11 protein-coding genes are annotated in these 16,958 nt (G+C 72.1%); 7 read left to right on the forward strand and 4 right to left on the reverse strand.

Going from position 1 to position 16,958, the window contains the following annotated elements:
* The first annotated feature begins 63 nt into the window (after positions 1-63).
* The 3 genes from AC5YDV_RS16140 to AC5YDV_RS16150 all read left to right on the forward strand — a co-directional run bounded on the left by AC5YDV_RS16140 (position 64) and on the right by AC5YDV_RS16150 (position 8,038).
* A complete protein-coding gene (locus AC5YDV_RS16140) occupies positions 64-1,293 on the forward strand; it encodes a YibE/F family protein (RefSeq protein ID WP_496184522.1) in 1,230 nt (409 codons plus the stop codon).
* Entirely contained in the window at positions 1,290-2,240 is a 951-nt protein-coding gene (locus AC5YDV_RS16145; protein ID WP_496184521.1) for a phosphotransferase family protein, read from the forward strand. The genes AC5YDV_RS16140 and AC5YDV_RS16145 overlap by 4 nt, the downstream gene beginning before the upstream one ends.
* 266 nt (positions 2,241-2,506) lie before the next feature.
* Entirely contained in the window at positions 2,507-8,038 is a 5,532-nt protein-coding gene (locus tag AC5YDV_RS16150) for an ATP-binding protein (protein ID WP_496184520.1), read from the forward strand.
* A gap of 10 nt (positions 8,039-8,048) precedes the next feature.
* Here AC5YDV_RS16150 and AC5YDV_RS16155 read toward each other — a convergent pair whose 3' ends face one another.
* Positions 8,049-8,651 carry a CueP family metal-binding protein gene (locus tag AC5YDV_RS16155; protein WP_496184519.1) on the reverse strand — a complete coding sequence of 201 codons (603 nt, stop codon included), beginning with the start codon at positions 8,649-8,651 and terminating at the stop codon, positions 8,049-8,051.
* A 236-nt stretch (positions 8,652-8,887) separates the two neighbouring features.
* Here AC5YDV_RS16155 and AC5YDV_RS16160 point away from each other — a divergent pair, with 236 nt between their 5' ends.
* Both AC5YDV_RS16160 and AC5YDV_RS16165 read left to right on the forward strand, forming a co-directional pair.
* Positions 8,888-10,114, forward strand: a complete 1,227-nt coding sequence (locus AC5YDV_RS16160; RefSeq protein ID WP_496184518.1) for a cytochrome P450 — start codon at positions 8,888-8,890, stop codon at positions 10,112-10,114.
* A 40-nt stretch (positions 10,115-10,154) separates the two neighbouring features.
* Positions 10,155-11,723, forward strand: a complete 1,569-nt coding sequence (locus AC5YDV_RS16165; RefSeq protein WP_496184517.1) for an aspartate:alanine exchanger family transporter — start codon at positions 10,155-10,157, stop codon at positions 11,721-11,723.
* 44 nt (positions 11,724-11,767) lie between these two features.
* Here the strand turns inward: AC5YDV_RS16165 and AC5YDV_RS16170 are convergent, their stop codons facing one another.
* Positions 11,768-12,649, reverse strand: coding sequence for a LysR substrate-binding domain-containing protein (locus AC5YDV_RS16170; RefSeq protein WP_496184516.1), 882 nt, complete (start codon positions 12,647-12,649; stop codon positions 11,768-11,770).
* Positions 12,650-12,754: 105 nt separating this feature from the next.
* On the opposite strand from AC5YDV_RS16170, the gene AC5YDV_RS16175 reads away from it, so the two are divergent.
* On the forward strand, positions 12,755-13,927 hold the full coding sequence (locus AC5YDV_RS16175; protein WP_496184515.1) for a nucleotide sugar dehydrogenase: 1,173 nt from the start codon (positions 12,755-12,757) through the stop codon (positions 13,925-13,927).
* Between the two features lie 24 nt (positions 13,928-13,951).
* On the opposite strand, the gene AC5YDV_RS16180 is transcribed toward AC5YDV_RS16175, so the two are convergent.
* Positions 13,952-15,028: an NADH:flavin oxidoreductase/NADH oxidase gene (locus AC5YDV_RS16180; protein ID WP_496184514.1), complete on the reverse strand. Its 1,077-nt coding sequence runs from the start codon at positions 15,026-15,028 to the stop codon at positions 13,952-13,954.
* A gap of 80 nt (positions 15,029-15,108) precedes the next feature.
* Between AC5YDV_RS16180 and AC5YDV_RS16185 the strand changes: the two genes are divergently transcribed.
* Positions 15,109-15,474 carry a GntR family transcriptional regulator gene (locus AC5YDV_RS16185; protein ID WP_496184513.1) on the forward strand — a complete coding sequence of 122 codons (366 nt, stop codon included), beginning with the start codon at positions 15,109-15,111 and terminating at the stop codon, positions 15,472-15,474.
* A 154-nt stretch (positions 15,475-15,628) separates the two neighbouring features.
* On the opposite strand, the gene AC5YDV_RS16190 is transcribed toward AC5YDV_RS16185, so the two are convergent.
* Positions 15,629-16,958 (reverse strand): DUF222 domain-containing protein (locus tag AC5YDV_RS16190; RefSeq protein WP_496192527.1); only part of this gene is annotated, 1,330 nt, incomplete at its 5' end.

Raw genomic sequence — 16,958 nt, forward strand, 5'->3', positions numbered from 1 at the left:
GCGAACAGGACCGCGCGCCCCTGGGGGTGATGGGCTCGTGGACGCACCTGACACACTGGGCGCATGGGAGCAGGACACCACCACGGCGCCCCGCCTGCCGTCGGAATCTCGCGAGCCGCCCGCATCGCCAGCACGGCGCTCCTGGTGGTCGTCGCGGTCGTCACCGTCATCGGGGTCATCCTCCTGTGGCCCGGGGAGCGCCAGGCCCTCTCCAACCCGTCGGGCCTGACGACGTCCGTCGCGCCCATCGAGACGGCGCGCGTCACGGCTCTGGTCCCCTGCCCCGAGTCGGAGGAGGCGGTCGCCGAGACGGGGTCGATCCAGCACGCGTGCCAGGAGGCCTCGGTCGGGCTGACGAGCGGCCCGATGGCCGGCCAGTCGGTGGTGGTGGAGCTCATCGGCGTGTCGGCGGTCTCGGGCCTGGTCGTGGGGGATTCCGTGCTGGTGACGGACGTCGGCGGTCCGGAGGGGCCCTCCTGGGCGCTGGTGACCATCGACCGCATCGCCCCGCTGCTGTGGTTCGCGGCCGCCTTCGTGGTGGTCGTGGTCGCCGTGGCGGGCTGGAAGGGCGTCCGCGGCCTCATCGGGCTCGTCGTGGCGGGCGCCATCTTCTTCGTCTTCATGCTGCCGTCGCTCGCCACTGGACGCCCACCCGTGGCGGTGGCGCTCGTCGGGGGCTCGGCGATCATGTTCGCCGTGCTGTACCTCGCGCACGGCATCTCGATGCGGACCACGTCGGCCTTCGTCGGCACCCTCGTCAGCCTGCTGGCCACCGCGGGGCTGGGCACCCTCGGGGTGGCCTCGGCCCGCCTGAGCGGCCTGTCGAGCGACGAGAGCATCGCGCTGGCCGGCCAGTCCGACGGACTGTCCTTCACGGCCCTCCTGACCTGCGGCCTCATCATCGCCGGGCTGGGCGTCCTGAACGACACGACGATCACGCAGGCGTCCGCCGTCTGGGAGCTGCGCGCCGCCGGACCGCACCTGTCCCGCTGGGAGCTGTTCTCCTCCGGCATGCGGATCGGCCGCGACCACATCGCCTCCACGATCTACACCATCGTCTTCGCGTACGCCGGCGCCGCCCTGTCGACGCTCGTGCTCCTCGCGCTGTACGAGCAGCCGCTCGGACTGCTGTTGTCGACCGAGCCGTTCGCCGAGGAGATCGTGCGCACGCTCGGCTCGGGCATCGGGCTGGTCCTCAGCGTCCCCCTGACCACGGCCGTGGCCGCGCTCACCGTGGCGGGGGCCCACGACCGCCCCGCAGCCCGGGCGAAGCCGCGCCGGGCGATGCCATGAGCGTCCTGGGGACCCGGAGCACCCCCGGCCCGGACGAGCCGCGCATCCTCGCGCGGTTCGGCATCGGCCCGGACGCCCTGATCGGGGCGGGCGGGGAGTCCCGCGTCTTCGCGCTCGATCCCGACCGCGTCCTGCGCGTCTTCGGCGGGCTCAGCGACCTCGCGGTGGTCGACCTCGTCCGCGGGTGGACGGGAGTGGACCTGGGCGTCCACGTACCGGAGGTGCTCGAGGTGGGCCGCACCGGTGACCAGCACTGGACGGTCGACGTCCGCGTCCCGGGCGAGTCGCTCGCCGATTGGCTCGTCCGAGGCCAACCCGAGGGGCGCCGCCGCGCGGTGCTGGCCGACTACCTCGACGTCGCCGGACGCCTCCGGTCGCTCCCGATCCCCGCCGGCGGTTTCCGGGCGCTCTTCGTGCCGGACGCCGTCCCGCCCGGCGCCGGCCTCGTCGACCTCCTCCGCGAGCGCGCCGAGTACGGGATGGCCTTCGGCGGGCACCTCCTCCGCGGCGTCCTGCCGGACCTCGACGCGGAGCTGGCCCGACTCTGGGCCGACCTGGGGGAGAGGGCGGTCGAGCCGGCGTTCGTCCACAACGACTACTTCCCGGGCAACGTGATGACCGACGGCGAGCGGGTCACCGGCGTCCTCGACGTCTCCGTGCACGCCCTGGCGGCCGACCCCGTCATGGACGAGGTGGGCGCGGCCTGCTTCCTGGGGCTGGTCGACCACCCGGACGCCGACGCGGACACCGCCTGGCTGTCGGCACGGCTGGCCGGACGGCTCGGCGCGGACGCCTGGCTCGTCGACGCCTACCGGCGCTGGTACGCGCTCTACTACTCGATGGACCCCGCCGTGCTCGACTGGTCGGTCGCCGGCTTCGCGGGCTCAGCGGGCTCGGTGCGCTCGTCCAACTCGATCCACTCCGAGTCGCAGCCCGGGCAGAGGTAGACGGGGGCACCGTCCACGGTGCGGTCCGTGGTCAGGGTGCCGCAGGCGTCCTCACACGGATTGAGGACCAGGTAGCGAGCGGGCATGGGATCCATGATGCCCGTTTGTGGGGAACCAACAAGATTCGCCGCGCCTCGTTGGGTCCGACGCGGTTGATTTGGGCAACTTCCCTGAAAACGTGGCCCGCCGACGTGCGCCGCCCGACGACAGGTGGGAGATTCAGACCATCCCCACCGGGAAGTCTCGTCCTGCCCTTAGGAGTTCTCGTGTTCCAGCGCATCGCCATCGTCAACCGGGGCGAGGCCGCCATGCGGCTCATCCACGCCGTCCGAGAGATGAATGCCGAGCGGCGGGGGAAGGACCCCATCACCACGATCGCCCTGTACACCGACGGGGAGCGCTCGGCGATGTTCGCCCGCGAGGCCGACGAGGCCCACCCGCTGGGCCCGGCGTCCGAACGCCCCTACCTGAACCACGACCTGCTGGTGCGCGTCCTCACCGAGGCACGCGCGGACGCCGTGTGGGTGGGGTGGGGCTTCGTCGCCGAGGACGCCGCCTTCGCGGACCGGATGGCCGAGGCCGGCATCGCCTTCATCGGCCCCTCCGGGGATGCCATGCGCATGCTGGGCGACAAAATCGGCAGCAAGCTGCTGGCCGAGAAGGCCGGTGTCCCCGTCGCGCCGTGGTCGGGCGGCGGTGTCGGCACGCTGGAGGAGGCGCTCGCCGCGGCCGACCGCATCGGCTACCCGCTCATGCTGAAGGCGACCGCCGGGGGCGGCGGGCGCGGCATCCGCAAGGTCGAGAGCGCCGACGACCTCGCCGAGGCGTACCAGCGCACGTCTGACGAGGCGCTGCGGGCGTTCGGCTCCGGCGTCCTGTTCCTGGAGAAGCTCGTCACGGGCGCCCGCCACGTCGAGGTCCAGCTGATCTGCGACGGCGAGAACGCCTGGGCGCTCGGCGTCCGCGACTGCACGGTGCAGCGTCGCAACCAGAAGATCATCGAGGAGTCCCGCAGCCCGCTGCTCACGCCCGGCCAGGTCGCCTCCGTCGCGCGCAGCGCGGAGCGGCTGGGGCGCATGGTGGGCTACAGCGGCGCGGCCACCGTCGAGTTCCTCTACCAGCCACAGCGCCACGAGTTCGCGTTCCTCGAGGTGAACACGCGCCTGCAGGTGGAGCACCCGATCACCGAGGTGGCGACCGGCTTCGACCTCGTCAAGGCCCAGATCCGCATCGCGGCCGGCGAGAAGCTCCCGTCCATCCGCCCCACCGAGGAGGGCCACGCGATCGAGGCCCGCCTCAACGCCGAGGACCCCGACCGCGACTTCGCTCCCGCGCCCGGCCGCATCGCGCGCCTGGACCTGCCCGCGGGCCCGGGCATCCGGGTCGACACGGGGTTCGCCGAGGGGGACACCATCCCGGCCGACTTCGACTCGATGGTCGCCAAGATCATCGCCCACGGACGCCGCCGCTCGGTCGCGCTCGCCCGCCTGCGCCGAGCGCTGTCGGAGACCACCGTCGTCATCGACGGCGGCGCCACCAACAAGAGCTTCATCCTGGAACTGCTCGAGCAGCCCGAGGTCATCGGGCCGGACGCCGGCGACGAGCAGGACCTCTGGTCGGTGGAGCCCGACGCGCACGACCACGCCGAGCCCGACACGACCGGCTGGGCCGACACGGGGTGGATCGACCGCACGCGCGCCGAGGGCGGCCTCGTCGCGGACGCCCACGCCGGCGTGGCGCTCGTCGCCGCCGCGATCGAGGCCTACGAGCAGGAGGCGAAGATCGAGTCCGAGCGCCTGACGGAGACGGCCCGCGGCGGCCGTCCCCAGACCCAGCACCGCGCGGGTGTCAGCGTCGACCTCAAGCTGCGGGGCGCGGTGCACTCCGTGACGGCCTTCGCCGTGGCCCCCCATCGCTACCGTGTGGTCGTCGACGGCCAGGCCTGCGAAGCGGAGGTGCAGCGGCTGGACGACGTCCACGGCAGGCTCACCGTCAACGGCGTCCGGTACCGGACGGTCAGCGCCACCCACGGGCCGATCCACGTCATCGAGGTCAACGACGTCATGCACCGCATCGCCCGCGACGAGGGCGGCGTCCTCCGCAGCCCCGCGCCCGCCCTCGTGGTCGCCACGCCGGTCGCCGTCGGTGACACGGTCGAGGCCGGCGCCCCGGTGGTCGTGCTCGAGTCGATGAAGATGGAGACCGTGATCGGGGCGCCGTTCGCGGCCCGGGTCAGGGAACTCCACGTCATGACCGGCTCCCAGGTCGAGACGATGGCACCGCTCGTCCGCCTGGAGCCGCTCGGCGACGCCGAGGAGGCCGAGGCCGCGCCCGCGGCGTCCGTCGAACTGCCCCCGGCCCCGGCCAACGGGAGCCCCGAGCGCCGGGCGGCCCGCCTGCGCGGCGACCTGTCCGCCGTCCTGATGGGCTATGACGCCGACCCGAGCCGGCAGCCGCTCAAGGAGTACCTCGCGGCCCGCGAGGAGGTGCGGGCGGCCGGGGGTGATGTGCTGACCGGCGAGATCGAGCTGATCGCGCTGTTCGCCGACCTGGCCCAGCTGAGCCGCAACCGGCCGTTCGGCGAGCAGGCCAACACCGAGCTCCGGGTGCACTCCGACCGCGAGCACTTCCACCGCTACCTGACCACGCTCGACACCGCCCGCGCGGGCGTCCCCGAGACGTTCGTCGAGCGGCTGTCCACGGCGCTGGCGCACTACGGCGTCGACTCACTCGATCGCACGCCGGAGCTGGAGGAGGCCGTCTTCCGGATCTTCCTCGCCCAGAAGCGGGTCGGCGGAGACGTGTCGATCATCCTCGGGATCCTCGACCGCTGGATCAACGAGCCCGCGCCCGACTCCGGCCGTGCCGCGTCGGCGCGCGCCCACCTCGAGCGGCTCGTCCGGGCCACCCAGCTGCGGTTCCCGGGCGTGGGGGACATGGCCCGGTCCGTGCGGTTCCGCTGGTTCGACCAGCCGCTGGTGGACGCCGAGCGCGCCTCCCTGTTGGCGGGCGTGGCGGACGAGGTCGAGGCGCTGGCGTCCGACCCCCGGCCGGCCGACTACGACGAGCGCATCGACCGCCTCGCGGCGATCCCCGAGTGGACGGTCAACAACCTGGCCCGGCGACTCGGCGCCGGCGTGAGCGCCCACGAGCCGATGCTCGAGGTGCTGCTGCGCAAGTACTACGCCGACTACCACCTCGACGGCATCCAGCGCTTCGCGGTGGAGGGCCGCGCCGTCGTGACCGCCGACTACCGGGTCGAGTCGCGTCCGACGCGCTTCATCAGCACGATCGGCACGGCGGACGAGATGGGGGCCGAGGGGCCGCTCGCCCGCATCGTGGCCGGGGAGCTGGGACGCCGGCGTGCGGGGGACGAGGCGGTCGTCGAGCTCTACGTCCTGTTCGACCGGAGCCCCGACCCGGAGCACGTCGGCGAGGTGCTGTCGTCGTGGAGCTGGGACGGTGGCGTCCGGCGCGTCGCCGTTGGGGTGTGCCTGGCCGACGGTGAGGTCGAGTACCACAGCTACCGGTTCGCCGGGGAGGTGCTGCTGGAGGACGAGCGGATCCGCGGCCTGCACCCCATGGCCGGCCGCCAGCTGGACCTGTGGCGCCTGCGCGAGTTCGACGTCACCCGGATCCCGGCCCCGCGGGACGTGCTGCTGTTCGAGTGCGTCGCTCGGTCGAACCCCGACGACAGGCGCCTGGTCGCGATGGCGCAGGTGCGCCAGCTCGCCGCCGTCCGGGACGACCAGGGCAACCTCCTGGCGCTGCCCCACGCCGAGCGGGCGGTGGAGAACTGCCTCGAGGCGATCCGCCGGACGCGCGCCGCGCGCGGGTCGGCGGGCTCGAAGCTCGACATGAACCACGTGTGGGTGCACGTCTGGCCCGAGATCGACCTCGACGTCTCCGAGATCGCGATGCTGCGGCACAAGATCACCCCGCTCTCCGACGGGGCCGGCATCGAGGAGGTGCTGACCCAGGGGCGCTTCGTGCGCGAGGGGCAGCACGCGGCCGTTCCCATCGCGATCAGGTTCCACGCCGCGCCCGGCGCGGGCGTGCTCGCCTCGGTGGCCGAGCCCCCGGCCGAGCCGCTGAAGCCCCTGGACGACTACGCGTCCAAGGTGCTCCGCGCGCGACGTCGCGGCCTGGTCTACCCCTACGAACTCTCCGCGGCGTTGGCCGGCCGGGGCGGCAGGCTCGTCGAGCTCGACCTCGACGCGGACGGCCGACTGGTGGAGGTGTCGCGCGAGCCGGGCCGCAACAAGGCCGGCATCATCGTGGCCCGCGTCACGACGCCGACCGACCTGCACCCCGAGGGCGTGCCCCGCATCGTGCTGTCCGGTGACCCGACCAAGGGCCTGGGCGCTGTCGCCGAGCCCGAGTGCGCCCGCATCATCGCGGCCATCGACCTGGCCGAGGAGACCGGCGTCCCGGTGGAGTGGTTCGCCCTGTCGTCCGGCGCGCGGATCTCGATGGAGTCCGGCACCGAGAACATGGACTGGGTCGGCGCCGCGCTGCGCCGCATCGTCGAGTTCACCCAGGCCGGCGGCGAGATCAACATCGTTGTGGCCGGCATCAACGTCGGAGCCCAGCCCTACTGGAACGCCGAGGCGACGATGCTGATGCACACCAAGGGCATCCTCGTCATGACCCCCGACTCGGCCATGGTGCTGACAGGCAAGCAGTCGCTGGACTTCTCCGGCGGCGTGTCCGCCGAGGACAACTTCGGCATCGGCGGCTACGACCGCGTGATGGGCCCCAACGGCCAGGCGCAGTACTGGGCGCCGAACCTGGGCGCGGCCATGCACATCCTGCTGCAGCACTACGACGCGACCTACGTCGCTCGCGGCGAGGTCGGCCCACGGCGCGCCCCCACCACCGATCCCAGCGATCGGGACGTCTCGGACTTCCCGCACGCCGGGGACGGCTTCAGGACCGTCGGTGAGATCTTCTCGGCCGAGCACAACCCCGACCGCAAGAAGCCGTTCGACATCCGCAGCGTGATCGCCGCGGTGTGCGACGCCGACCACGACCGGGTGGAGCGCTGGGCGGGCATGGCGGACGCCGAGACCGCCGTCGTCGTGGACGCCCGCATCGGCGGACACTCCGTCTGCGTGGTCGGCATCGAGTCGAAGGCGATCCCGCGGGCCGGGTTCCCTCCCACCGACGGGCCGGACACCTTCACGTCCGGCACGCTCTTCCCGCGTTCGTCGAAGAAGGTCGCCCGCGCGATCAACGCGTCGTCGGGCAACCGTCCGCTCGTCGTGCTGGCGAACCTGTCGGGCTTCGACGGGTCACCGGAGTCGATGCGCAAGCTCCAGCTGGAGTACGGCGCCGAGATCGGTCGCGCGATCGTCAACTTCGACGGCCCCATCGTGTTCGTCGTGATCTCCCGCTACCACGGCGGCGCGTTCGTCGTGTTCTCTAAGCGGTTGAACGAGAACCTCACGGTGCTGGCGCTGGAGGGGTCGTTCGCGTCCGTCCTGGGTGGGGCCCCGGCCGCCGCCGTGGTCTTCGCGGGGGACGTCGGCAAGCGCACGGCGTCCGATGCGCGGGTCGCCGACCTGGAGGCACGCCTGCGCGATGCCGCGCCGGAGCAGAAGGCCGCGCTCCAGTTGGAGCTGGCCGATGTCCGGGCGGCGGTGCGGGCCGAGAAGATCTCCGAGGTCGCGGCCGAGTTCGACGGGGTGCACAACATCCACCGGGCCGTCGAGGTCGGGTCGGTGGACCGCGTGATCAGCACCGCCCAGCTGCGCCCGGCGATCATCGAGACGATCGAGAACCACCGGGCGCGCTGAGGCGCGAGGGTCAGCTGACCTGCAGGGTCGTGAGGCAGGTGGCGTCCTCGGGGCCGGTGGCGAACGGGACCGAACCCACCTTGCCGCCGGCCTTCACGGTGACCGTGCCCTTGATGTCCTTCGGCAGCCAGAAGCCGACGAAGCCGTTCGCGTAGGTGGTGACGTCCTCGTCCACCAAGACCTTGCCGGCGGAGTCGACGATCGTCACGTGGACGGGGGAGGACTTCATCTCGCCGCGGCAGGTGGCGAGGCTGTGGTAATAGCACTCGTGGGTCTGGTTCGCATACGGCGCGATCGAGAGGTAGAACGAGTTCTCGCCCTGGATCGGGACGTTGACCTCGCCCTTCTCGTTGCCGATCACGACGTGGTCGGGCCGCACCGAGGCCTTGAGCGCCAGGGGACGGGCGGCGGGGTCCTGGTCCAGCTTCTCCACGATCTGCTGGCCGGTGAGGCCGGCGAGGCCGACGGCGGCGAGCACATCACCCGGTGCGGCGGGTGCTGCGGCGGCGGGCTTGGCGGGCGCGGCGGGGCCGGCCGGGCCGGACGGCTGCGCCGCACAGCCCGCGAGCGTGACGAGGGCTGCGAGCGACAGGGCGACGAGGGGCTTCTTCATGGTGGAACTCCCAGTGGGTGACGGGCGAGTGCTGTCTACGACGGGATGTAGTTTACATACCATGGGGGGGTATCAAAACCCGATGGGCGGTTCAATCGCCCGTAGGCTGGCGGCATGACAGCGTTGCCGAGCATCCCGCCGCCCGTCGCACTGGCGGGCGTCGCGCGCCACGGCTTCCTGGGGCGACCGGACGCCTCTGTCGACGGCACGGTGACACGTTCGCGCTGAACCTCGGCGTGGGTCGCCTGGTCCTGGCGATGCACCCCGACAGCGTCCGCGACGTGAACCTCACCCAGCGCCGCAGCTTCGACAAGCGGGCCAGCTACGACGGCGTCCGGCGCTACCTGACCGGGGAGGGTCTGATCGCCAGCACGGGTGACCTGTGGCGGCGCCAGCGCAAGCTGATGGCCCCCTTCTTCACGCCGAGGAACGTCACCGCGTACGCCGGGATCATGCTCAGCGACACCGAGCGGGTCGAGCGTCGCTGGGCCGAGCTCGCGGCGTCCGGTCGGGTGGTCGACATGGGCGAGGAGATGATGGAGCTCACCGCGTCCATCATCCTCAAAGCCCTGTTCAGCACCGAGGCGGACGCCGAGATCGTCCGACTCAAGGGCCACGTCGAGACGATGATCGGCTACACCACCGCGCGGATGGGTCCGCACCCGCCCGACTGGCTGCCCACACCGGCGCAGCGCGCCTACCAGCGAGCGCGGGACGAGGTGCGCTCCTACATCAGCGACCTGCTGGCAGCCCGCCGCGCCTCGGGCGAGCGCCCCGACGACCTGCTGACACGCCTCATGGACTCACGGGACGCGGACGGTCGCCCGATGAGTGAGTCCCTCCTGCAGGACGAATCCATCACCCTGTTCTTCGCCGGTCACGAGACCACCGCGCGCACGATGGCGGCGGCCTGGGCGGCGTTGTCCAGCCACCCGCGCGTGGTGACGCGCCTGCACGCGGAGATCGACGCGGTCCTCGGCGACCGGGAGCCCACGGTCGACGACCTGAAGCGGATGCCGTACGCCCTCCAGGTGGTCAAGGAGGTCCTGCGCCTGTGGCCGGCGGCGCCCTTCTACGTGCGCGACGCGGTCGCGGACGCCGAGGTCGGCGGGTTCGCGGTCGCGTCGGGGACGCCCGTCATGCTCAGCCCCTACTGGACGCACCGGCACCCCGACTTCTGGGACGACCCCGAGGTCTTCGACCCCGACCGGTTCACCCCCGAGGCCGAGGCGGGGCGCCACCCGCAGGCGTACCACCCGTTCGCGACCGGCGAGCGCGTGTGCATCGGGAACCACTTCTCCCTGCTCGAATCCCACCTCCTGCTGGTGGTGCTGGCCCGCCGCTTCGCGCCACGACTGGTCGGACCCCAGCCGCGTTGGGTGATGAGAGGCGTGCTCGCGCCCGAGGGCGGGTTGCCGATGCGGATCGTGGCCCGCCGCGGCCACACGGCCGGGTTGGAATAGGGTCACCCCTGGGGCCGGTCGGTCCTTGACGGAGGTCTCCATGGAACTGCTGGCCAGCTCGCCGCTCCTCGCGATCATGGTCGTCGTCGCGCTCGGCGCGGCGGTCGGCATGATCCCGTTCGGGCCCATCCGCTTCGGCGCAGCCGGTGCCCTGTTCGTGGGGCTGGCCGTCGGTGCCGTCGTGCCCGGCGTCGGGCAGGGGCTCGGCGTCGTCCAACAGCTCGGCCTCGGCCTGTTCGTCTACATGGTCGGCCTGGCCGCCGGCGAGACCTTCTTCGCCGACCTGCGCCGCCAGTTGCCGCTGATGTCGCTGGCCGTGGTGACGGCGGTGGTCGCCTTCGGCGTGGCGGTCGCGGTCGGGCTGGGCCTCGGCCTGGACGCCGGCTTCATCACCGGCACCTTCGCCGGTGCCCTCACCTCGACGCCCGCCCTGGCGGCTGCCACGGCGAGCACCGGCAGCCCCAACGCCGCCGTGGGCTACTCCATCGGCTACCCCCTGGGCGTCGTCCTCGCCATCGTCGCCGTGGGGGCGCTGGTGGGCCGCCGGTGGCCCGACGGAAAGGACCCCCGCAGCGCCGCCGCCGAGGGCATCGTGGCCACGTCCACCCACGTCGAGCGGGAGGCGTCCCTCCGCGAGGTCCCCGGCTGGTCGGACGAGACCATCAAGATGAGCTACCTCATCCGCAACGGCCGCACCCGCGTGCTCGCCCCCGGCGAACACCTCCAGCCGGACGATCGCGTCCTCGTCGTCGGCGCCCCCGCCGCCGTGGAGGCCGCCGTCGCCTTCCTCGGTCACGCGTCGAAGGCCACCCTGACCGACGACCGGCAGGACGTCGACTTCCGCCGCTTCGTGGTCTCGAACCCGTCCGTCGCCGGCCGGACCGTCGCCTCGCTCAACCTGCCCAGCCGCCACGGCGGCGTCCTGACCCGGGTGCTGCGCGGTGACACCGACCTCCTCGCGCGGGACGACCTCGTGCTCCAGTTGGGCGACCGGGCGCTGGCCGTCGTGCCCCGCTCCGAGATGGACGCCGTGGCCCGCCACCTCGGCGACTCCGAGCGCAAGGTCTCCGAGGTGGACGCGCTGGCGCTCGGCCTCGGCCTGTCGCTGGGCCTGTTGCTCGGTGCGGTGAGCATCCCCCTGGGCGGGGGCGCCCACTTCTCCCTCGGGTCGGCCGCCGGACCGCTGGTCGTCGGCATGGTGCTCGGCGCCCTGCACCGGACGGGCCCGCTGAACTGGGAGGTCCCGCTGTCGGCGAACCTCACCATCCGGCAGTTGGGCCTGCTGTTGTTCCTCGCGGCCGTGGGGTTGGCGTCCGGCCCGGCGTTCGCGTCGTCGGCGTTCACCACGACCGGCCTCCGCGCGGGTGCGGTCGCCGTGGCGGTCGTCGGCGTCAGCGCGGGGGCCTTCGCGATCGGGGGCCGCGTGCTCGGGCTGAGCGCCCCCCGGACCGCCGGTGGCCTCGCCGGATTCGTCGGCCAGCCCGCCGTCCTGTCGTTCGCGACGGCCAAGGTCGACGACGAGCGCATCGAGAACGGCTACGCGGCCCTCTTCGCGCTGGGGATCATCGTCAAGATCCTGCTGGTGCAGGTCTTCGGCGGGGTGCTCTGAGCGGCGCACTGAGCCCCTCGCTCCGAGCCTTCCCGTGGGACCGGTCAGTCCTGCTCGGCGACCAACCGGGCCAGACGCACAACCACCCGGTCGACCGTGGCCGGGGCGTCCGACCGCCAGACGGCGACCAGGTCGATCGTCACCTCCTCGGCCAGCGGGACGTACTCCACCCCGGGGATGCGCAGGTGCGCGACCCCCTGGGGCACCAGCGCGACACCCAACCCCGAGGCCACGAATGCGACGAGGGTGGCGGTCTCCCGCACCTCGGCGCGGATGTCCGGGGTGAAGCCCGCCCCCCGGCACGCCTCCAGCACCGTGGACGCCACCGCCGACGCCGGCAGGGGGTAGGCCACGAACGGCTCACCGGCGAGGTCGGCCAGTCGGACGGGGACGTCCACCGCGTGGCCGGTGGGCAGCGCGACCAGGAGACGTTCGGAGCGCAACGCCCGACTGTGCAGGCCTGGGGCCAGCTCGACCGGGCGCAGGACCCCGAGGTCGAGGGCCCCGTCCGCGAGGCGGTCGGCCACCTCGTGGCTGAGCTGGTCCCCGGTGAGGTCGAGCCGCAGGCGGGGGAGTTCCTCGCCGATCGCGCGGGCCAGCGCGGGCATGAGCCCGAAGCTGGCCGACCCGATGAACCCCAGCCGCAGGGCTCCCTCCTCGCCGGCGTCGATGCGGCGGGCCTCGTCCACGGCGTCGTCGAGCACGGCGAGGAGCACCCTCGCGCGCTCCAGGAAGCGAGCCCCCGCGGCCGTGAGGTCGACGCGGCGCGTGGAACGCTCGAGGAGGCGGGCGCCCACGTCCGCCTCGAGGGCCTTGATCAGCTGGGACAGCGCGGGCTGGGCGACGAAGAGCCGGTCGGCAGCGCGTCCGAAGTGGCGCTCCTCGGCGACGGCGACGAACGCGCGCAGCTTGCGGGGATCGATCACGTGCCCGCGCCCTCGTGGTGGCCACCCATACGCGGGACCCTACCCACCCCGACCGAGCGATGGGCCGTTCACACACTGTTCGTCCGGGGTGCCTAGGGTGCTTCCATGGAACGTTCCCGCATCACCGTCGTCGGGCTCGGCTACGTGGGCATGGCCTCGGCCGTCCTGCTGGCCCAGCGCCACGATGTCGTCGCCCTGGAGATCAACCCCGATCGGGCCGCCCTCGTCAACGCCGGCCACTCGCCGATCGAGGACGACGACATCAGCGCCTTCCTCGCCCGAGGTGACCTGTCGCTGCGGGCGACGACCGACCCGGCGGAGGCCTTCCCGGGTGCCGACTTCGTGATCATCGCGACGCCCACGAACTACGACACCGAGCTGGACTACTTCGACACCACCACGGTCGAGTCGGTGATCGAGGCGTCCGCCCTGAACCCGGACGCCGTGGTCGTGATCAAGTCGACGGTGCCGGTCGGCTACACCGAGCGGATCCGGGAGAGGTTCCCCTCCCGCCGCATCCTGTTCTCGCCGGAGTTCCTGCGCGAGGGCCGGGCGCTGCACGACAACCTGCACCCGAGCCGCATCATCGTCGCCGACCCCGGTCCGGACGCCGAGCGCTTCGCCGCGCTGCTCGTCGAGGGGTCACTCGACCCGGACGTGCCCGTCCTGTTCACCGGCTCGTCCGAGGCGGAGGCCATCAAGCTGTTCTCCAACACCTACCTGGCGCTGCGCGTGGCGTACTTCAACGAGCTCGACACGTACGCCGTCCAGCACGGGCTCGACACCCGGCAGATCGTCGACGGCGTCGGACTCGACCCGCGCATCGGCACCCACTACAACAACCCGTCGTTCGGGTACGGCGGCTACTGCCTGCCCAAGGACACCCAGCAACTGCTCGCGAACTACCGGTTCGTGCCGCAGAACCTGATCCGGGCGGTCGTGGACTCCAACGCCACCCGCAAGGACTTCATCGCGTTCGACATCATCAAGCGCAATCCCCGGGTCGTCGGCATCCACCGACTGGCGATGAAGGCCGGTTCCGACAACTTCCGCGAGTCGTCCGTGCAGGGGATCATGAAGCGGATCAAGGCCAAGGGCATCCCGGTGATCCTGTACGAGCCCCTTCTGGAGGAGGGCGAGTTCTTCCGCTCCGAGGTCGTCCGCGACCTGGACGAGTTCAAGGCGCGGGCCGACCTCATCGTGGCCAACCGGATGCACGACGAACTCGCCGACGTGGCCGACAAGGTCTACACGCGCGACCTGTTCCACGACAACTGACGGTCCGCCCCCCGGGCGCGCGGGTCAGTTGCCGTAGTGGGCCCGCCAGCGCGCCGGCGCGTAGGGCGCGTCCTCAGCCCGGACGCCGAGGGCGTGCGCCGCGCGGAGCGGCCAGTTGGGCTCGCGCAGGGCGGCGCGGCCGAGGAGCACGGCGTCCGCCCGGCCGTTGTGGAGGATCGCCTCCGCGTGGGTCGGATCGGTGATCAGCCCCACCGCCGCGGTCGGCATGCCGGTCTCCTGGCGGATGCGCTGCGCGAAGTCGACCTGGTAGCCGGGGCCGACGGGGACGCTCGCGGGGACCACGCCGCCCGTGGAGACGTCGACGAGGTCGACGCCGATCTCGCGCAGTTCTGTGGTCAGTCGGACGGAGTCGTCGATCGTCCAGCCGCCCTCGACCCAGTCCGTCGCGGACAGGCGGACAAGGACGGGCTTGTGCTGCGGGAACGTCGCGCGCACCGCCTCGGCCACCTCGCGGACGAGCCGGGTGCGGCCCGCGTGGTCGCCACCCCAGACGTCCGTGCGGGTGTTCGACAGCGGTGAGTAGAACTGGTGCAGCAGGTACCCGTGCGCGGCGTGGATCTCGACGGCGTCGAAGCCCGCGGCGTCCGCACGGCGGGTGGCTTGGGCGAAGGCCTCGATGACGGCCTCGATCTCCGGCTCGGTCAGCGCGTCGGCGGCCTCCTCGTCGACCGGACCGACCGGGCGCCAGCCACCCTCCTCGGGGGGAACGACCCCGGTGGGGTAGCCGGGCCACCAGCGGTTCGTGCTGGCCTTGCGTCCTGCGTGGCCCAACTGGACGGCCATCGCCGCCCCCTGGGAGTGGACGAAGTCGACGATGGTGGACCAGGCCCGGGTCTGCTCGTCGTTCCAGAGGCCGGTGTCGAACGGGCTGATCCGGCCCTCCGGCGTGACGGCCGTCGCCTCCGCGATGATGAGCCCGAACCCGCCGATCGCGAAGCTGCCGTAGTGCACGGTGTTCCACGTGGTCGGGACGCCATCCTGGGCGTCCACGGAGTACTGGCACATCGGGGGCACCCACGCGCGGTTGCGGACGGTCAGCTCGCGCAGGATGAGGGGCTCGAAGAGGAGAGGCTGGTTCACGCGACCAATCTATCGCGGGGGCCATTTTGTATTGCTACGTTGTTGTATTGCTACGTTGGGCCTGAGGGAGGAGAGGCCCCATGCTTGTCGTCGACCCCGGCCTGCCGACACCGCCGTACGAGCAGGTCAAGAACCAGATCATCGAGCAGCGGAGCTCAGGCGAACTGCCCGCCAACCACCGGCTGCCGCCCGTCCGGCAACTCGCGGTTGAGCTGGGCGTGGCTCCCAACACGGTTGCACGCGCTTATCGCGAACTCGAGGCGTTGGGTGTCGTCGAGACCCGTGGACGCCTGGGGACCTTCGTTGTCGGCACGGATGCCTCGGCCCGTCGGGAGGGTGCCGCCGCGGCCCGCGAGTACCTGGGCCGCATTCATGCTCTTGGGCTGGCCGACGCCGATGCCCTGCGGTTGCTGGGTGAGGTCATCGATCCCCAGGCCGCTTCCTAGCTGTACCTGGCCGCCGTGATGCCCGCCCGCCCTGCTTCGGCACGGGGGCAGACTTCGTTCCCGGCACGCTTCGCTCCCGGGCTGCCGGTGGACGGCTCCCAGGCGTCTGGCCAGCGGTTCGTTTCTCCTGGGCGATTCTCCTGCTGCGGTGGTCTCAGGTGCGGGTGGGGGGTGTGGGGAGGTCGGTGCGGGGGATGAATCCGGCGGTGATGGTGAGGGGTTGGGGTGGGATGTGTTGGGTGTGCCGGTGCCTCAGGTGGGTGCCTTGCCGGGTGACTTCGTAGCCGGACCCGAGCGGGCTGGTGATCGTGAACCGGCCCGGGTCGGATTGCTCGTACTTCCACTGGCCGTGGGTCTTGGCGCGGTGCACGAACTGCGACAGGCAGCCCAGGTTGCTGGGCCTGGTTTGCCGCGGCCGACCGTGGCGCCAGGACTGGGTGTGGTCTCGTTGGCAGCCGGCCGCGGGCCGGGACGAGAAGGGGAACACCTCGAACCCGTCCCGGACCACCACCTGCCGACCGATCCCGGCCGGCACCTCGTAGGCATCCACCGCCGGATCGTCGGCCAGGTCGATGACCGGCAGGACGCGGACCCGGTGGTGTTGCAGGAGGTCCCGGACCTGCCCCAGCAGCAGGGCCCCCAGGTCGCCGCCACCCCGGTTCGCGGTCGGGCCGACCAGTTGGGTCCGCGCCAACGGGCTCCCCGGCACCACGTGCACCACCAGCGTCGCCTCCGGACGCGGCAGACCACCGGGGAGTGGGGTGTCGCTCGGCTTGGCGAGATCGGCCAGGGCTTGCGCGCGCAACCGGTCGAGGGGGTCGGTCGCCCCGTCGGTGACCTTCTGCCGGGCGAGGGTCTCGACCGCGTTCGCCAGGACCAGGGCGTCCTCGCTGTGCAGGCGCGCGTACACACTCGAGATGCCCTCCCCCTCGTGCACGATCCGCACGAACGTCTCCGACCGCTTGCTGTCGGCCCGCTCGATCGCACCCTGGGGGTCGGCCGCCACGATCAGGCCCCCCAACTTCCGCAAGACGCGTGGCCACGCCAAGCGGCCCAGTGCCGGGAACAATGCCTCATCCACCTCCCGGCACGCCGACAGGGTGAGCAGGCTCGTCTTCTGGGCCAGCTTGCGGGCCTGCCACACCGGCAGCAAGCCCCGATGCAACGCCTCCCACGTCCGCGGCATCCGCTCCCGCAGGTCCACCACGTCCGACACCAGCGAGCGGGCACTGTCGGCCGAGAAGCCCATCAGGGCGGCGAGTTCGAGGATGAGGAATTCGGCGAACACCGGTGTGCCGTCGTGCCCCGACGCCACCAGGCGTTCGGCACCCTCCACCAGCGATTCGGGCACCGTGTCGTACAGGTCGACCAACTCGGCGACCAGATCCACCTCACAAACCTCCAGGGCACGACGACTCTCGCGCACCTGCACCAACTCACCCGCCACCTGGCGAGCACTCCTCAGGGGTAGGACTTCCATGACC

The organism is Propioniciclava sp. LT432 (genome assembly GCF_059515965.1).